The sequence below is a fragment of the Clostridium cibarium genome (assembly GCF_014836335.1).
Taxonomy (GTDB): domain Bacteria; phylum Bacillota; class Clostridia; order Clostridiales; family Clostridiaceae; genus Clostridium; species Clostridium cibarium.
Genome location: NZ_JACSRA010000029.1, coordinates 13,400 through 32,045 on the forward strand (window position 1 = coordinate 13,400; position 18,646 = coordinate 32,045).

Genomic DNA, 18,646 nt, shown 5'->3' on the forward strand with positions numbered 1-18,646 from the left:
TAAATTGTCACATATTATAAAAATCGCTTTTCGGTTGTAGAATTACTTTACTATTTAGTTTCTAAAAGTTTTTCATCCTCTTTTACACCATCTAATATCTCTATATAATTTTCATTCTCTATTCCCGTCTTTACTTCAATAAGATTATTACTTTCATCAATAACGTATTTTTTTCTATCTTTCTCTATTACAGCATCTGCTGGTACTGCTAGTGCATTGTCTTTACTATCAACTAAAATATTTACATTTGCACTCATTCCTATTTTTATACCTGTGGAATCATTAATCGAAACAGATACATCATACTTAGTTACTCCGTTTGTAGTAGTTCCAGTTTGTGGTATAGATTCTACTGTACCTTCATAAACCTTATCCCCTATTGCATCAAATTTGATTTCAGCCTTCTGACCTTCCTTTATCTTTGCTATATCTAGTTCATCTACTGAAACTTTAACCTTCATTGAACTTGGATCAACTATTGTAAGTACGACATCTGTTGAAGTACTGGAATTGCTGCTACTTGAGCTTGCATTGGTACTTGAGCTGATACTACCTGCTGAGTTTGAACCACTAGTTGTTCCACTTGATTTACCAGCACTTGACTGAGTTGTACTACTACTTTCATTACTATTTGCACCACTAATACTAGTGGAAATATTACTTTGTGAACTACCGCTTGAAACGCCTACGCTATCACCATTACTTTTATTTACTGCAGCAATCACTCCACTTATTGGTGATGTAACAGTCATTTTATTTACTGCATTTTTTGCACTATTTAACTGATTTTGTGCATCACTTATATCTAAATTATCAATTTGCAATCTTGTACTGTTTTTCAGATCTAGTAATGTAGAATTTTGTTTATCTAAGTTAGCTTGTGCTTTATCAACATTTTGTCTAACAGTATCACTATTGGAAACAAAAAATGCTTGTCCTATTCTAACTGAATCTCCTACCTTTAAGTTTAAGTTTTGTATAGTACCATCATTATTAGGTGTTATTTTAACTGTTTTATCTAGATTACCTTGATCTGCTACTATAAGCACTGTACTAGCTCCAGCAAAACCTATTGCACCGCCTTCATTTCCACCCTTCATACTAAAACTGCCACTGGTCTTTACGCTATCACCATTTTTATTGTTTACTGCAACAATAACTCCATTTATTGATGATGTAACAATCATTTTATTTACTGCATCTTTTGCACTATTTAATTGGTTTTGTGCTTCACTTATTGCAGTATTAATTTTTGCTATAGAATTATTATAATTATTTGTGTCATTTTGCAAATTAAGATTTTTTGTATCTAAATTTTGCTGTACATTAGTCACATTATTTACTAAATCATCACTATTGGAAACAAATAATTTTTGTCCAACATCAACCTTATCTCCAATCTTTAAATTTAGATCTTGTATTGTTCCGCTATTGTTTGACACTATATCTTTTGATATTCCTGCATAGACACTTCCATTCCCCTAAATACCTACTTCAATATTAATTTTTTTAGCTGTAACCGCTTTATGATTACTAGTAGCTGCTTTAGTACTAGCATTAAATTTACTATATCCATAATACCCGCCAGTTAAGGTTACACAAATAACTAAACTAATTATCAATGCCTTTACTTTTCTTGATCTCATTGTTAACCTCCCCAACCTTTTTATTTAAATGCTAAACCTATCTTTTATTATTGTGTAATGCAATTTTATAAAATAATCCTTAACAATTCCTTAATTAACTTATTTATTTTAATATAAAATTCTTTATAAATAAAAAGAGCCTCCATAAGAAAGCCCATAAAACCCAAAAATACTGATAAAGCTCATTAAAGTTAAATTTTCTACTCAAATCTTAAAGCTTCAATTGGATTTAGTTTTGATGCTTTAATTGCTGGATACATTCCAAATACTATCCCTACACATACTGAAAATATGAAAGAACCTATAACAACATTATTTGAAATAACAAGGTCTAATTTAAATAAAACTTGCATTCCATACGTTCCTATAAACCCAAAAATTACTCCTATTATTCCACCAAATCCGCTTATACATGCAGCTTCTATTAAAAATTGAATTAATATATTTGACCTTTTTGCCCCTATAGCTTTTCTTATACCTATCTCCCCTGTTCTTTCAATTATTGAAACAAGCATAATGTTCATTATACCTATTCCACCTACCAATAGGGAAATTCCTGCAATTCCAGCAAGCATAGTAGTAAAGCTTGATGTTGTAGAATTTATTGTTTCTAGCAATGATGTTTGATTAAATATTTTATAAGCTTGTGTATCCTTATTATACTTTCTATTAAAAAATAATTGTAAATACCCCATAGCTTCGCTTACCATATCTTTATTTTCTGCTTCCACATAAAAAGTTCTTATATCTGTACTCATTAGTAGCCTTTCAGCTGTAGATAATGGGATTATTATCCTATCATCACTTGACCCCATTAACGAACTTCCTGTAGATTTAATTATTCCGACAATATTAAATTCTGTACCGTTAACATACATATTTTTTCCTACAACATTTATAGTTCCAAATATATTTTTAGCCGTTTCAGTTCCTATAACAACAACCTTATATCTATTTCTTTCATCTATATTATTGATAAATCTTCCATTACTAACCTCAACTTTCCTTATTTCTGCAAAAATCGGAATTGATGCTTGTAATGTTGTTATTCCTGTTTTATCTCCAGCCTTTATATTAACATTAGGTTGAGTAAGCACTGGTGCAATCTCCCTTATTCCTGGTTCATTTCTTAATTTATTAATTTCTTCCTCTGAAATTGGCACTGTTTTATTTCCTATAATATTTACTGTTATAAGATTTGTACCTAACCCTTCAATCATTCCAATAACCTGATTCTTTGTTCCTTCTCCTATAGCTAGCATTATGATAACAGAAGATATTCCAATAATTATTCCCAACATAGTTAGGATTGTCCTAACCTTATTACTTAATACAGATGATAGTGAAATTGTTAAAAGCTTTGAAAATTTCATCTCGTTTAATTTCCTCCACCAAATCTTTTTAACTTATTTAATACATCGTCGCTATTTATACCTGCTCCTGCATCAGGTAAGCATATTAAGATTTCTTCTCCTTCTTGAATTCCATCAAGAATTTCAACATACTCTTCACTTTCCATCCCTGTATTTACTAGCATTAATTCACCATCTTGATTTTCATTTGATTTTGAAACCATCACATACCTTTTTCCATCTTTTTCAATTAAGGCTTCTTTAGAAATAACTAATGGACTATCTTTACTATCTACTAAAATATTAACATTTGCATTCATGCCTATTTTTACACCTTCCGAATTTTTTATTGACACTATAACTTCATAATTAGCTACATTATTTACATTGGCTGCAGCTTGATTTGAAGTAGTTACAACTTGTGATATTGTATCAACTACTCCCTCATAACTTTTATCCTCTATTGAATTAAATTTTATTTCAACTGGTTGTCCTACTTTTACTTTTAAAATATTCAACTCATCAATAGAGACCTTTATCTTTACTGAAGTAGGATCTACAATTGTAACTATTGGCTTTCCACCTTGAACAATATCATCATTATTATTTTTTTTTGCAATTACTATACCGTTAATTGGTGACTTCACTGTCATATTATTTAAGAGGTAATTAGCATTATCTAGTTGATTTTGTGCATCTGTAACCCCCAAACTATTAACAGCAACTTCAGTGTCATTTTTTGAGCTACCTAAAATTATTTTTTGCCTTTTTAAATTATTTTCAGCTCTTGCTGCATTTTGTCTTAATTCATTATTATCAACAGTGAATAAATTATTACCTTCAATCACTGTATCTCCAACCTTAATATTTAAATCTTTAATTTTTCCATTATTATTAGCTACTATGTCTTTTGAAACCCCTGCATAAACACTTCCTTTTCCTCTAACCTTTACTTCCATTTTCATTTTCTTTGCTTCTGTAATCTTGTATTTATTAGTAGGAATATTATCTTTATTACTGCCCAAATGTTTATATATCACAACTACAGTTATTACACTAATTATAACAATTATACAAATTGCTAATTGTTTGATGAATTTTTCTTTCATTCTTATCCTCCAAATTTATAAAGTAAATATTATAATATTTATCCTGCTCCAAATTAATCTGCTAAAATTTCTTCCCCTTCGCTGATTCCATCTAATATCTCTACATAATTTTCATTCTCTATTCCTGTTTTTACTTCAATTAAATTACCACTTTTACTTTTAACATATTTTTTATTATCTTTTTCTAGAATTGCTTCTATTGGTACGGCTAATCCATCCTTTTTACTGTCTAAAATAATACTAATATTTGCACTCATTCCCACTTTTGCATATTCTATATTATCGATAGATATAATAACATTATATTTAGTTACATCATTTATAGGAGTTCCTACTTCAGGAACATAATCTACATTGCCTTCATAAAGTTTATCTCCTGCTGCATCAAATCTAATTTGCACTTTTTGCCCTACCTTTATCTTTGTTATATCTAATTCATCCACTGTTACTTTAACCTTTAATGAAGTCGGATCAATTATAGTAAGTATAGTATTAGTAGGTTGCGGAATACCTAAACTACTTGTCCCAACACCATTTATCCCACTAACTAAATCTCCGTTTTTATTGTTAACTATAGTTACCACTCCATTAATAGGCGATATAACACTTATATTATTTACAGCTTCTTTAATAATATTAAGCTGAATCTCAGCATCATTTATATTTAATTTATCTAATTCTAACTTACTACTATTTTTAAGCTCTTCTAACATAGACTTTTGGCTTTTTAGATTGCATTTAATTTTTTCAATATTTTCATTTAATAAATCGCTAGTATAACAAAATAAAGCTTGACCTTCCTTAACAGTATCTCCTACTTTTAAATTCAAACTATTTATAATCCCATCATAATTAGGGGTTATTTCAATTTTCTTATTTAAATCATTTTTATCTGCAATTATCAATACTACAGTTGCCAATCCAATCCTTTTCAAATAATCTCCTGAAATTGACCCTAAACTTCCTTTTATTGCATCACCATTTTTATGTTTTATATCTAAAACCACTCCATTTATTGGAGATTTAATTACTAAATTATCATATATGTTATTTAATTTTGAACTTATGTTATTAAAAGCTGTATCAAAGCTCTCTAACAACTCATTATAATATTTTATGTAATTTTCTAAATTTCCTTTATCTTTATCTAAATTTTCTATGGCCTCTTTTAATAAATCGCCATTAAATGCTTCTGATATTGGCCCAATTCCATTTAACTCATTATCTAAACTTCTTAATAAACTATTTGCATCATTTATTGACTTTTTGACATTATCTAATGAATCATTATAATTTTTAGTATCAATTTCTAATGTTAGTTTTTGTCTACTTAAATTAGTTTCAGCATCCTTTAAACTTTTTAATAACTCTTCACTTTCAGAATCAAAAAGCTTTGTTCCAGCCTCAATAGTATCTCCTGCTTTGATGCTCAAATTATTTATTTTACCATTATTGTTTGGAGATATATCTCTTGAAATAGAAGCGTAAACACTTCCAGTTCCGTGAATACTCGCATTCATTCTAGCTTTTTTGGCTAGAACTTTTTTAGTATTAATAGTAATTATGTTTGATTTATTATTTAAAAATTTATTATACCCATAACATGTAGTACTAAGTACTATGCAAATCATTAAACAATAAATTGTAATTTTTTTGTTTCTTTTATTCATACTTGATCTCCCTATAATTCGCCAAAATCCATATAATATAAGTATAACCTACTACTTCCACTTTTCAATGCTATATTGTATTTTGTTACCATATCTGTTTCTCACTATTTACTCCATAAAATACCTATTATTGAATTGTTGCAAAAATTTCATATTATAAAGATTCAACAATATTGTCTAATAAACACTAAAAAAATAACTGTAATAAGACTTATTAAATCTTATTACAGTTATCAACTTATAGTGCTTCTCCAAGATAAGCCTTCTTAATATCCTCATTAGCAAGAAGTTCCTTACCTGTCCCCTTTAATTTAATTGTACCAGTTTCCATAATATAACCTAAATCAGCTATTTTTAAAGCTGCATTAGCATTTTGTTCTATTAAAAGAACTGTCATACCTTCTTCATTAATCTTCTTTATTATTCCAAATAATTCTTTTACAACTATAGGAGCCAGTCCTAAAGAAGGCTCATCCATCATTATTAACTTAGGTCTAGACATAAGAGCCCTTCCTATTGCAAGCATCTGTTGTTCTCCACCAGAAAGAGTTCCTGCTGCTTGCCAAGTTCTTTCTTTTAACCTTGGAAAAAGTGAATATACCTTCTCTAAATCTTCTTCTACACCTTTTTTATCCTTTCTTGTATATGCACCTATTTTTAGATTTTCCAATACTGTAAGATCAGCAAAAACCTTTCTGCCTTCTGGCACTAAAGCTATACCTTTTTTAACCATAATTTCAGTATTAAGCTTTGCTAAATCTGTCCCTTCATAACTTATAGTACCACTTTTAGTTTTAACAAGTCCTACTATAGATTTTAATGTAGTACTCTTACCTGCCCCGTTAGCTCCTACTAAAGTTACAATCTTTCCACTTGGTACTTCTAAACTTATTCCTTTTAAAGCCTCTATGCCACCATAGGCTACTACTAAATTATCTATCTTAATCATCTTCAGATACCCCCAAATATGCATCTATAACCTTCTTGTCATTTTGAATTTGAGAAGGTGTACCCTTAGCTATTGTAATACCATATTCAAAAACCTGTATCTTATCTGATAAGCTCATAACCATATTCATGTGATGCTCTATCATAAATATAGATAAATTGAACTTATCCTTTATCTCCTTAACAAAGGCTGTAAGTTCATCCGTTTCTGTAGGATTCATACCTGCAGCAGGTTCATCAAGCAAAAGCAGCTTAGGATTAGTTGCAAGCGCTCTTGCTATTTCAAGTTTTCTTTGCTTACCATAAGGAAGAGAACTAGCCTTTTCATCTTTTAAATCTTGAAGACCCAATTCCTCTAAAAGAGAAATAGATTTTTCAACCATTTCCTTTTCTTCTTTTCTATACCTTGGAAGCTTTAGTATAGCTTCAATAAAATTAGATTTTATATGAACATGATTTGCAATAAGTACATTATCAAGTACACTTAGATCTTTAAAAAGTCTTATATTTTGAAATGTTCTTGCTATACCTTTTTGAGTAATTAAATCCTGCCTCATACCAGTAATATCTTTGCCATCAAAAATTACCTTTCCATTGGTTGGGGTATAAACATTTGTGATCATATTGAAAGCCGTAGTTTTCCCAGCTCCATTCGGACCAATTAAAGATACTATTTCACCTTCATTAATTTCAAGGTTAAAATCTTTAACAGCAGTAAGACCTCCAAATTGCATGGTTGCATTTTCTACCTTTAATAATGCCATTGTCTATTCCCCCTTCCTTCCTAAAGGTTTATCGCTTGTATATTTAAATAATGATTTCCATGTGAATTCTTTTGTTCCCATAAGTCCATTTCTAAAGAATAATACTATAACCATTAGTAATATAGAAAAGATAACCATTCTAAGTCCTGGTATTCCAGTAAAACTAAATAATCCAAAATCAAATTGCTTTTCCATATCTAAAAATCTTAATGCTTCTCCTAAAATAGTTACAACAAAAGCTGAGATTATTGTTCCAGTAATACTTCCCATACCACCGATAACTATTATAAGAAGTATGTTGAATGTAAGAACAAATTTGAACATATTAGGATCTATTGTCCCCATTAGATTTCCTAGAAGTCCTCCACCTACTCCAGCAAAAAAAGCTCCTGTAACAAACGCTAATGTTTTATGTTTAAATAGACTAATTCCCATACTTTCTGCTGCAATTTCGTCTTCTCTTATGGCCTTTAAAGCTCGTCCATATGAACTATTTATAAGTGAAACTAATATTATTATAGTTAAAATTGCTATTCCAAAGCTCCAATAAAGATTAGTAGTACGAGGAATCCCTCTTAATCCTAAAGCTCCATTAGTTAACCCTTGAGCATTATTTAAAATTATTCTTATAATTTCTGCAAATCCTAAAGTAGCAATAGCCAAATAATCTCCTTTAAGTCTTAATGCAGGTGCTCCTATCAAAAAGGCTATAAATGCTGAAATAAGACCTGCCACAAGAAGTGCTACCGGAAATGGTATTTGAAAACTATTTAATGGAGAAATTAATGATTCCATAAAAAAGTTCTGTGTTTTTACCTTTTCTGTCATGGTTAAAAGAGCTGTCGTATAAGCACCTACAGCTATAAAACCAGCATGCCCAAGTGAAAATAAACCCGTAAATCCATTTATTAAATTCATACTAAGACCAAGTACTGCATATACTGCACATAGGTTTAAAATTCTAATTTTATATGAGTCCAAGCTATTATTTGCAGCAAATAAGAGTAAAAATATAAGTGCAATAAGAGCTATATTTAAATAATTATTTCTCTTCTTCATATTTACACCTTCTCTGTTAAATTTTTGCCCATTATTCCTGTTGGCTTAAATAGTAGTATTACTATTAAAAGTACGAAAGCAAACGCATCTCTATATCCAGTTAATCCTGGAAGAAAAGCAACTAACATAATTTCACCAATTCCTAGAATAAATCCACCAATAACTGCACCTTTAATATCTCCAATTCCACCTATTACAGCAGCTATAAAGCACTTAAGGCCTGGAATCATCCCCATAAGGGCAACTATTTGAGGATATTTAGCTGACCACATCATAGCTCCTACTGCAGCTAGCATTGAACCTATTGCAAAAGTAAAAGATATAATTCTATTTACCTTTATCCCCATAAGCTTTGCTGTTTCAACATCTTTGGAAACTGCTCTCATAGCCATTCCCACATTAGTCTTATTAACTAAGTGTAATAAAGCAAATAATATTACTATCGTTACTATAGGAATTATAAAAGTAAGATTTTGAATAGAAACCCCACCAATAACCACTACATCTGTAAATATACTTGGAGTTGGAAAAGCCTTTGGTCTTCCTCCAAATAAAACAACCGCTAAATTTTCTAGTAAAAATGATACACCTATAGCTGATATTAAAATAGATATCTTTGGTGCACTTCTAAGTGGTCTATAAGCTGTAAACTCTATCGTCATTCCAAGTATTCCTGTTAATACAATAGCTATAATAAAAGCAAAATACCAAGGAAGATTAAATGTAGCTACTCCAAAAAATGCAAAGTAAGCTGCCATCATAAATATATCTCCATGAGCAAAATTTATAAGTTTTAAAATTCCATAAACCATAGTATAACCAATTGCTATAAGAGCATATAAACTTCCTAAAGAAATACCATTTGCCAAATGTTGCATAAATGTGTCTAATGCCATATCTTTCCCCCCAATCTTCTAATCTTCTGCTTTAACTGTATCAAGATAAGTAAACTTACCATCTTTAACTACTTTTAAAACTGCATCTTTTACCGCATTATTATTTTCATCAATTGTAATTTTTCCAGCTGCTCCAGGGAAGTCTTTAGTTTTTGCCAATTCATCCCTTATTTTCACTGGGTCAGCTGAGTTGGCTCTTTTTATAGCATCTAATATAACTAAATACGAATCATATGCTAAAGCTGTAGCTGCTGCTGGTTCCTTATTATATTCTTTTCTATATGCATCTAGGAAAATTTTAGATTCCTCAGTTATAGGAGCTTCACTAGCAAAGAAAGTTGAAAGAACTGTACCCTCTACAGCATCTTGTCCTATATCTATGAATTCTGGCGCTTCCCAAGTATCCCCCCCTAGTATTGGAGTAGTTATTCCAAGTTGTCTAGCTTGCTTTACTATAAGTGCACCTTCTGTAAAGTTCCCAGGAGCGTATATTACATCTGGATTCTTACTCTTTATATTTGTAAGCTGAGCTGAAAAATCCTGATCTCCTGTATTATAGTTAGATTTTGCTATAATAGCATCTTTATCCCCTGTAATCTTTGTAAATTCATCACTAAAGAATTTACAAATACCAACTGAGTAATCACTAGAAACTTCTGTTAAAAGAGCTACTTTTTTAGCTTTTAGCGTATTAGCTACATATCTTGCAGCAACTTTTCCTTGAAAAGGATCTATAAAGCATACTCTAAAATAGAAATCATTACCTGCTGTTACTAAAGGATTTGTTGCAGTAGCTGCAACTGCAGGAATCTTAGCTTCCATTAGTGCATCTCCTGCTGCCATGGAATTTCCACTTCCCCAACTCCCTATAACAGCATTAACTTTTTCTTGTTCTATAAGATTTGAAGCTGCACTTGCTGCTTCAACTTTGTCCGACTTGTTATCTGCATAAACTAATTCGATCTTTTTACCAAGCACTGTTGGATAAAGCTTGTTTGCTAGTTTTACCCCTTCTACTTCAAGCTCTCCTCCAGCTGCACTAGATCCTGTCATTGGTTCAAACACCCCAATTTTTATAACATCACTTTCAACATATGTATTAGAATCTGGCTTAGAAGAACAACCACCAAGCACTAATACTGTTGACATAGCCAGTGCTAAAAGCATAGATATTTTTCTTTTCACGTTTAAAGCCCCCTTTATTTCTTTTAATTGACTTACTGGCATTTTTGCAAACAATCAGTGTTTAATTATTTTTCCTAATAATAAATTAATAATTTTTAATAATTTCTGATAATTCTTTTGTATCAAAATACTATACTAAGTAATTTAATATATAAGCACTGTCGTTACTTGTAAATTATACACTGTAATTTTCCTTTTGGCAAGGACATGTGTATTTATATTGAGGACTTCTTGAAAATTTTTTTATATTTTGTCGTCTTATTTTAGTAATAAAAAAACTATAGTTTTTTATTACTATAGTTTTAATAAGAATTAAACTGTTCATTGTTCTCCATACATCATAGTTCATTAGTTATATATAAATATGGCCTCAACTTCAGCCTTCACCTTATTTTCCCCTGGTTCAATAGGTGTACCTTCCCCAACGGATTTAAAAGTCATCATTTGTAATGGGGCAGTTGTTCCTGTATCCATCTCATTTACTTGCACTGGTATGATATCAAGTTTTACTCCAAGTTTTTTAGCTATAACAACAGCCTTACTTTGAGCATCCTGAACAGCAATAGAAAGGGCTTCATAATAATATTTTTCCTCATCTAAAACAATAAAATTGATTCCACTTATGCTATTGGCTCCGCTTCTTACTGCAGCATCGATTATTTCTCCTACATAATTAATATTTCTAATAAGCACATTTATATTATTGCTTACTTCATAACCTCTAAAAATCTGTTTTCCATCCACATAATCATAAATAGGCCTAATATTATAATTTTGAGTTTGTATATTTTCTGGCTGAACTCCTATTCTCTTTATATTGTTTATAACTTGCTCTATTATCCTAGCATTTTCTATCTGAGCTAATTGCACATCTTGATTTTGAATTATTACACCAATCGCTACTTCTGCTGCATCTGGTTTTACATTTACTAAACCTCTTCCTAAAACTCTAATTCTTTTACACTGATTATTATCACAATCATATAATTTATCATTATCCTTATCTCCCAATGGGTACATGATTTTCATCCCTTAAAATAATTATATAATTTATAATATGATCATTCCCTTAAATGTCCTCACATTCCAAGGAAAACTTTACTAGTTTAGTGTAATTAATTACATATGTTATAATTCACATATTACTGTTTATTCTAGGAGGCATACAATGATAGGGACATTACTTTTAAACAGATATGAATTAATAGAGAAAATTGGGGAAGGTGGTATGGGAATTGTTTACAAAGCAAAATGCAATACCTTAAATAGATATGTAGCTATTAAGGTATTAAAACCATACTTAAATAATCAAGTTGAAATCATAGCTAGATTTAAGAAAGAAGCACATTCAATTGCTAGCTTATCACATCCAAACATAGTTGGCATTTATGATATTGGATCAGAAAACAACATTAACTTCTTGGTTATGGAGTATATTAACGGAAAATCTCTAGATAAAATAATAAGAGAGAACAATAAATTAAGCACATCAAAAGCTTTAGATATAGCTTCACAAATTGCTGAAGCACTTGATTTTGCTCATAGTAATAAAATTATTCATCGAGACATTAAACCTGACAATATTTTAATTACAGAAGATAACACAGCAAAACTTACAGACTTTGGCATTGCTAAAGTAGCAAACTCTATGACTATAACAAATTCTGATAATATTGTGGGGTCCGTACATTATTTTTCTCCAGAGCAAGCTAAGGGTAATTTTATAGATTCTAGAACAGATATATATGCATTAGGTTCTGTTTTATACAAAATGGTAACAGGACAAGTTCCCTTTTCAGGAGATACTTCTATAGCTGTAGCTATGATGCACATTAATAATCCTGTTACTCCACCTAAAAATATAGTTAATTATTTACCTGAAAATATAAATGCAGTTATTTTAAAAGCATTAGAAAAAAATCCTATTGATAGATTTCAAACAGCAGGGGAATTTGCTGAAATTTTAAATTCTATTAGAAACAATCCTGATTTAGAAGTGAACTTTGGTGAAAAGTTAATAGATAGTCCAACAATTGAAATTAGCAATTCACACACATTAATCTCACATAGTAGATATAATTCTACAGTTGTTATAGATAAAAATTCATTGAAAAAAAGGCCTACATTTTTTAATAAAATAATGTTAGTTACTGGATCAATCGCCTTAACCTTAATTGTTTCTTTTGTAGGAATTTATCTTTCCAAAGAAACAAAAGAAACTCCCTCCACTGAAACTATATCTAATCAAGAAAAAGAAAATCAAGCGGAAACAGCTACTTCCTTAGAAGAAAAGAAAACTGTTCCTTCGCTTATTGGTCAGTCTCTAGATAATGCCCAAAACATTATATTAGGTAATGGTTTTGTAATTGGTAATATCGTAAATGAGTATAGCAATACTGTCCCTAAAGGCTCAGTTATTAATCAATCTCCTTTAGCTGATTCTCCTTACGAGAATAATGGAAAAATTAACTTAGTTATAAGTCAAGGGCCGCAACCTACTGAACCTGTTCAGCAAGTAAATGAAACTGGAACTGGAAATCAAAATGAAAAAGCTAAAGGAAAATCTAAAAAAGAAAAGAATAATAAGTAATCCAAGGGATATTTCCCTTGGATTACTTATTTGAAATCATATTTACTCTATTTTCCCACAGGCAGTAATAATCCTGCCCTTTTTAATATTGGTCTTAAAACATTATAAAGAAAACTTACTAGTATTACTGACACTACTGCATTAATAAAAGTTGCAACAACACTTACCTTTGCTAAAACTGCAGCCATCTGTTGCGGTTGTCCTAATATATATTGTTTATAAAAATACCCTACAAGTGGATCGAAAACAACATTAAATGCTAATCCACAAATTGCTGAAATAACGGTCCATTTAAATATATATTTTTTATCATTACTTCTATCTATTTTAGCAAATTTATGTGCAACTAATCCTGTTATTAATCCAATTAATAATTTTAATATAAAAGTTTTTGGTGCACCTAAAATATATACTGGATCAAGTACATCAGATATTGTCATTCCAATAGCCCCAGCAAAACCTCCATACCACCCACCAAGAAGCAAAGCAGCTAATACACAAAATGCATTTCCTATATGTATTGAAACTGCGTCTCCACCTGGCATAGGAATTTTTATTTGAATAAATGTAAATGAAACAAAACATAACGCTGCAAGTATAGATGTCTGAATTAGTTTTATTATTCTTAAATTTTTACTTTTCATATAATTAATCCCCCTTGTACTTATTGTTAATATACGAAAATACTTCTACAATTATAGCACCAGAGGAATATACTAGCAATTATACCGAGACAATTATTACATTTACTGCGTCCACTTCACATCCATTAATCAATTTTTTATTTAACTGTTATAGATTGTGGAAACTTAATGATTTGTTGTGGATCATATTTCCTTTTTATCTCTTTTAATTTTTCTAAATTTCCACCATAATATTCTTTTTCATACTCTTCTAATTCTGCACATGGGAAATTAATATATGATCCTTTTGTAATTTCTTTTATGTATTTTACCTTTTCTTTCACAAATTCCACATTTTCTAAGGCATACTTAGGATCTTCCCATACTGATTGGAAACCCATTATGAATTTCGCATCTCTATAATAAAATGCTGTATCCCTCTTCCCCCTATCCTTAACTGCTCCACCTAATCCATATAGTGATACAGCTGTATATGTTGATCCTTCTGCTCTATCCTTTACTAGATTTATGATATTTTTCATGTCAGCTTCAGAATAATCATCATACACAAATCTTCCTGAAGATTTATACTTTTCGTAAGGTGGATGACTATCTTGAATTATTCTGTTTACTTCTAATACAGTCGTATAATTCAAATCATAAATTTCATTTTTAGAAATACCTTTAAAGGATTGTAAAATCAAATCTGCTTCTTCCCTACTACCATAAAATATTCCTGTGATACGAAGTCCATGGCCTTTTTCTTTTGAATTGTAAATACCCATTTTTAAATTTATTCTTCTATCTAAGTCTTTATAAAGTTTTTGCCACTTCTTAAATCCTTTTATAATTTCGTGAAACTTTGTATTTCTACAATCTATATCTATTAATGTTGCCATTTTAATCTTTTTAGGAAGCTTAAATGTCATGCTAGTTATTACCCCAAAGTTTCCTCCACCAGCTCCTCTAAGAGCCCAAAAAAGATCATTATTACAGTCTTCTGTAGCAACTATTATTTTCCCTTCATAATCAATCATTTCGGCTTCAGTTAGACTATCTGCTGCTAATCCAAATAATCTACTTGAGTAGCCCCAACCACCTCCTAGAACCAGACCTGAAACTCCAACAGTTGGACATCCTCCCCCTGGAAATGGATATTCTCTCCTTCCTAAAGCTTCATATAGTTCTCTATTTCTAACTCCACCTTGTATTCTTACTATATTTTTTTCTTCATCTACAATAATCTCATTCATCTTACTTATATCTATAACTACTACATCATTTCCTGTTGAATAGCCTTCGTAATGATGTCTTCCTGATCTTATCCTTATTTCTAAAGAATTTTTCTTGGCCCATCCTATGGCACTTATAATGTCTTTTTTATTTTTACAAAAAACAATTACTAAAGGATATTTTTGAATTGCCCTATTCCACGACTTTCTATCTTCTTCATAATTGAAATCTTCTCTTGTTGTAATTTCTCCAGTTAGACCACTATAATCAAACTTCATACTTCTCTCACCTCTTTTATTTATTTTCAACTTAACTCAATATATTAGAGAAATTATACTATACAAGCACAATTATATACAATATTACTATGAAGATGTATGTACACTTTTTTAAATAAAAGATCATATATAAAATTAAAACTAGTAGAAAACCTTATGCTTAACGCTTAATTTTTCTACTAGTTAATTTTTTTATAATGATTTCAACTTACTTAAGTACTATTATTTTTCAGCTCTTGGAATGCCTTTTGTTGGTTTATGCATATCTCCATCTAATCCTCTTTCATTAGCTGTGCCAGTATTAGTTGGTTCATCAAGGCTCCTTTTTTTTGATTTATTCTCTACCATCTTTATCACCTCATGTAGTAGTTTTTCTAATTAACTGAGTTTATATTCATATACTCAATTATTGTATCATTATTTAATTTTTTCTTTACTAAGCAACCAAGCTCAATAAAAATGTTTATTTTACTTTTAAGGAAAAAAGTAGTATATTTAAGAAAATAGACAACATATTAACTATTTTAAACTAAGGAGATGCAAAAATGAACAAATATTATATACAGCAAATTTTTTCAACGATTTTCTATTTGTCAAATAAAATTCAAGTACAAGGTGATAAGCTAGACAAAAGAATAACCGTACGACAGTGGATGGTACTTTTAACGATTTTACATTTACCAGAAAACAATGCATCATACAGCCGCATAGCAGATAAGATGGGATGTACAAAACAGAATGTAAAACACATTATTGATAGTTTGCAAAAAAAGAACTATGTTATTTTGGAAAAGAACGAAAAAGATAAACGTGCCATAAATATCAAAATAACAACAGAATGTTCAGAAATCATGAAAGAATATTATAAAAACGGAGATAAGTATCTTAAAAATATCTTTTCCAATTTTGAAGAAAAAGAACTAAAAACCTTATGTGAATCACTAAAGAAAATAGCCAATTACGATGGGAGTAATTGGACTGGCTATGAAGAAATCGTTAATATAGGAGGAAAACCTAATGAAAAACAATTGTAAAATAAGTATTCTTCCAGAAGTATCAAGAACAGATGAACCTGTAAATATAAAACTAAGCGGACTTCTTAAAAATGAAAAAGTGACTATTCGTGCTCTAAGTAATGACTATTATTGTATAAATGCTTCCATATTTGATGTAGGAGATAAATCAATATGGGAATCTTATGCAACCTTTGTAGCAGATGAAAATGGAAATATAGATTTAGAAAATGCTCAGCCCATTGAAGGAACATATGAAAATATAAATAACATGGGGCTTTTCTATTCCATGAGTGTGAAAAAAAACATAAAAGCTAATGTACCTACAAAATTAAGTGATATAGGTGAAAACAGAAGTTACACTATTACCTTTCAAGTAGAGAATAATGGTGTAGTCATTGCATCCAAAGAACATAAAAGGATTTATTGTGATTCAAATATTAGAAGTGTAGATATAATAGAAAACAACCTTTTAGCAAGATATTTTACTACAAAAGATAATACACCCAAGCCTGCAGTAATTATTTTAAGCGGAAGTGATGGTAGAATCGAAAAGGCACAAGCAATTGCTGAACTTTTTGCAATGCATGGATATTCAGCGCTGGCTCTATCTTACTTTGCTCTTGAAGGAACCAATGTTAGTCTAAGTTGTATTAATCTTGAATGTGTTGAAAATGCAATAAATTGGTTAAAAAAACAAGATACCGTAATTAAAAATAAGATTGGAATTTACGGTAGATCCAAAGGCGGTGAAATGGCTTTACTTGCTGCATCTATGTTTAAAGACATAAGTTGTGTTATTGCTAATACACCTAGCTGTTATATTTATGAAGGTTTAAAAACTAATAAATTTCCTTCTAAACATTCATCATGGATGTATAAAGGAAATGAAATTCCTTATATAAAGTTTACTTTCTCTATTTTACTTAAAACACTTATTAAAATGATGTTAAGAGATAAAGAAGGAATAGCATGGATGTACAGTAAACTTATTGATAAAGGAAATATTAACGAAGCTACAATTCCAGTAGAGAAAATACACGGACCAATTTTAATGGTTTCATCTTCAAAAGATAAAATTTGGCCTTCTAAAATTCACTGCAAAACAATTGTAAAATTACTAAAAAAATCTAACTTTAAATATGAATATAAACATATTTCTTATGAAAAATCAGGCCACATGCTAACAATTCCTTATCAATCTATATATCCTTCAAATAAATATCCAGATGACATTGATAGTTATGGAGAAGCAAATGTTAACTGCTGGAATGAAACTATAAGTTTTTTAGATAAATGGTTACAATTAAATTTAAAATAAGACATGGTATAAAAAGTTATTCCTATTTTCAATAATACCTGTTATTAAAAAGAGCACTCACCTGTCTAATAATAATGATTTTATCTCTCAAAGCAGCATTTTACCAGCATATTCTGAAGAATATTACCATACTAGAATAAATATTCTTCAGAATATTGCCATATAAATAAATTATGGTAGCTATTCTTAACAATGTTGTTCTCACTAATCTATAGCTTACATTACTAAATATAATATTTCTTCAAAATTATCAATAACATAATCATATTCTTGAACATTTCCAAAGCCATATCTTGCATACACAAATGGAATTTCCGCCACTTTTGCTGACTCTGCATCTCCATTAGTATCCCCTACATAAATTGGGTTTTTTAACCCATTTCTTTCTATTATAATTTTATTGTTTTCTCCTTTAGATAGTCCTGTCACTCCTGAACATTCAAAATCAATAAAATATTTATTTAATTTATGTGCTTTAAAGAAACATTGTATATAGCCGTCTTGACAATTGCTAACTATAAACAACTTATATTTCTCTGATAACTTTTTTAATGTCTCCTCTAACTTAGGATACAACATTCCACCATGTTCTCCTAAATAAACTTGTTCTGTTTCACAACATTCTTTCATTAACTTCATTTGAAATTCTTCCTCTAAATTTGGAAACAACTTTTTGCCTATTTCATTTATTTGAAGCCCCATGCATCCTTCCATATCTTTAGGTGTTACTACCTTTGTTACATTGGGGTAATTTGCTAATATTGTTTTCCATGCACCACAAACTCCTTCTATGGCATTCCAAAGAGTTCCATCTAAATCAAAAATAATACTATCAATATTCATTTTTATTTTCATAGCACAAACACTTCCTTTCTCTGATCAACTTTAACAATAAATAACAATTACAATTTTACCTCTTATATTTCGGATTGTCTAAAAGAAAATGGGTCAATACTAAA

Annotated in this window: 18 protein-coding genes; 3 read left to right on the forward strand and 15 right to left on the reverse strand. The window is 30.0% G+C overall.

The genetic code is table 11. The annotated features are described in order from the left end of the window. Positions 1 to 50: 50 nt before the first annotated feature. The 11 genes from H9661_RS15770 to H9661_RS15820 all read right to left on the reverse strand — a co-directional run bounded on the left by H9661_RS15770 (position 51) and on the right by H9661_RS15820 (position 11,649). Complete coding sequence (locus H9661_RS15770) at positions 51 to 1,442, reverse strand: efflux RND transporter periplasmic adaptor subunit (RefSeq protein ID WP_191769694.1); 1,392 nt, start codon at positions 1,440 to 1,442, stop codon at positions 51 to 53. Positions 1,443 to 1,481: 39 nt separating this feature from the next. After that, positions 1,482 to 1,646, reverse strand: a complete 165-nt coding sequence (locus H9661_RS15775) for a hypothetical protein (protein ID WP_191769696.1) — start codon at positions 1,644 to 1,646, stop codon at positions 1,482 to 1,484. A gap of 200 nt (positions 1,647 to 1,846) precedes the next feature. Continuing rightward, positions 1,847 to 3,019: an ABC transporter permease gene (locus tag H9661_RS15780; protein WP_191769698.1), complete on the reverse strand. Its 1,173-nt coding sequence runs from the start codon at positions 3,017 to 3,019 to the stop codon at positions 1,847 to 1,849. Between the two features lie 5 nt (positions 3,020 to 3,024). After that, positions 3,025 to 4,107: an efflux RND transporter periplasmic adaptor subunit gene (locus tag H9661_RS15785; protein WP_191769701.1), complete on the reverse strand. Its 1,083-nt coding sequence runs from the start codon at positions 4,105 to 4,107 to the stop codon at positions 3,025 to 3,027. 53 nt (positions 4,108 to 4,160) lie between these two features. Then, the gene (locus tag H9661_RS15790; protein ID WP_191769703.1) at positions 4,161 to 5,777 is read right to left on the reverse strand and encodes an efflux RND transporter periplasmic adaptor subunit; all 1,617 of its coding nucleotides are present in this window, start codon (positions 5,775 to 5,777) and stop codon (positions 4,161 to 4,163) included. A 238-nt stretch (positions 5,778 to 6,015) separates the two neighbouring features. Next, positions 6,016 to 6,726 carry an ABC transporter ATP-binding protein gene (locus H9661_RS15795; protein ID WP_191769706.1) on the reverse strand — a complete coding sequence of 237 codons (711 nt, stop codon included), beginning with the start codon at positions 6,724 to 6,726 and terminating at the stop codon, positions 6,016 to 6,018. Then, a complete protein-coding gene (locus H9661_RS15800; protein ID WP_143315395.1) occupies positions 6,719 to 7,489 on the reverse strand; it encodes an ABC transporter ATP-binding protein in 771 nt (256 codons plus the stop codon). Before H9661_RS15800 ends, H9661_RS15795 begins: the two co-directional genes overlap by 8 nt. Positions 7,490 to 7,492: 3 nt before the next feature. Further along, a complete protein-coding gene (locus H9661_RS15805; RefSeq protein ID WP_143315396.1) occupies positions 7,493 to 8,548 on the reverse strand; it encodes a branched-chain amino acid ABC transporter permease in 1,056 nt (351 codons plus the stop codon). 2 nt (positions 8,549 to 8,550) lie between these two features. Further along, positions 8,551 to 9,444 (reverse strand): branched-chain amino acid ABC transporter permease, encoded by an 894-nt coding sequence (locus H9661_RS15810; RefSeq protein WP_143315397.1) that lies wholly within the window; start codon positions 9,442 to 9,444, stop codon positions 8,551 to 8,553. Positions 9,445 to 9,462: 18 nt separating this feature from the next. Beyond that, positions 9,463 to 10,629 (reverse strand): ABC transporter substrate-binding protein, encoded by a 1,167-nt coding sequence (locus tag H9661_RS15815; protein WP_143315398.1) that lies wholly within the window; start codon positions 10,627 to 10,629, stop codon positions 9,463 to 9,465. A 348-nt stretch (positions 10,630 to 10,977) separates the two neighbouring features. After that, a complete protein-coding gene (locus H9661_RS15820; protein WP_191769708.1) occupies positions 10,978 to 11,649 on the reverse strand; it encodes an SIMPL domain-containing protein in 672 nt (223 codons plus the stop codon). A gap of 148 nt (positions 11,650 to 11,797) precedes the next feature. Here H9661_RS15820 and pknB point away from each other — a divergent pair, with 148 nt between their 5' ends. Continuing rightward, positions 11,798 to 13,219, forward strand: coding sequence for a Stk1 family PASTA domain-containing Ser/Thr kinase (gene pknB / locus H9661_RS15825; RefSeq protein WP_191769710.1), 1,422 nt, complete (start codon positions 11,798 to 11,800; stop codon positions 13,217 to 13,219). A 47-nt stretch (positions 13,220 to 13,266) separates the two neighbouring features. On the opposite strand, the gene H9661_RS15830 is transcribed toward pknB, so the two are convergent. The 3 genes from H9661_RS15830 to H9661_RS19910 form a co-directional block, all read right to left on the reverse strand. Then, positions 13,267 to 13,863, reverse strand: a complete 597-nt coding sequence (locus H9661_RS15830; protein WP_191769712.1) for an ECF transporter S component — start codon at positions 13,861 to 13,863, stop codon at positions 13,267 to 13,269. 137 nt (positions 13,864 to 14,000) lie between these two features. Continuing rightward, entirely contained in the window at positions 14,001 to 15,353 is a 1,353-nt protein-coding gene (locus H9661_RS15835) for an FAD-binding oxidoreductase (RefSeq protein ID WP_143315402.1), read from the reverse strand. Positions 15,354 to 15,575: 222 nt separating this feature from the next. Next, on the reverse strand, positions 15,576 to 15,701 hold the full coding sequence (locus H9661_RS19910) for a hypothetical protein (protein ID WP_279232035.1): 126 nt from the start codon (positions 15,699 to 15,701) through the stop codon (positions 15,576 to 15,578). 197 nt (positions 15,702 to 15,898) lie between these two features. Here H9661_RS19910 and H9661_RS15840 point away from each other — a divergent pair, with 197 nt between their 5' ends. Beyond that, a complete protein-coding gene (locus H9661_RS15840) occupies positions 15,899 to 16,387 on the forward strand; it encodes a MarR family winged helix-turn-helix transcriptional regulator (protein WP_191769714.1) in 489 nt (162 codons plus the stop codon). Continuing rightward, positions 16,371 to 17,687: an acyl-CoA thioester hydrolase/BAAT C-terminal domain-containing protein gene (locus H9661_RS15845; RefSeq protein ID WP_191769716.1), complete on the forward strand. Its 1,317-nt coding sequence runs from the start codon at positions 16,371 to 16,373 to the stop codon at positions 17,685 to 17,687. The genes H9661_RS15840 and H9661_RS15845 overlap by 17 nt, the downstream gene beginning before the upstream one ends. Before the next feature lie 216 nt (positions 17,688 to 17,903). On the opposite strand, the gene H9661_RS15850 is transcribed toward H9661_RS15845, so the two are convergent. Further along, positions 17,904 to 18,530, reverse strand: a complete 627-nt coding sequence (locus tag H9661_RS15850; protein WP_143315730.1) for an HAD family hydrolase — start codon at positions 18,528 to 18,530, stop codon at positions 17,904 to 17,906. Between the last annotated feature and the right edge of the window lie 116 nt (positions 18,531 to 18,646).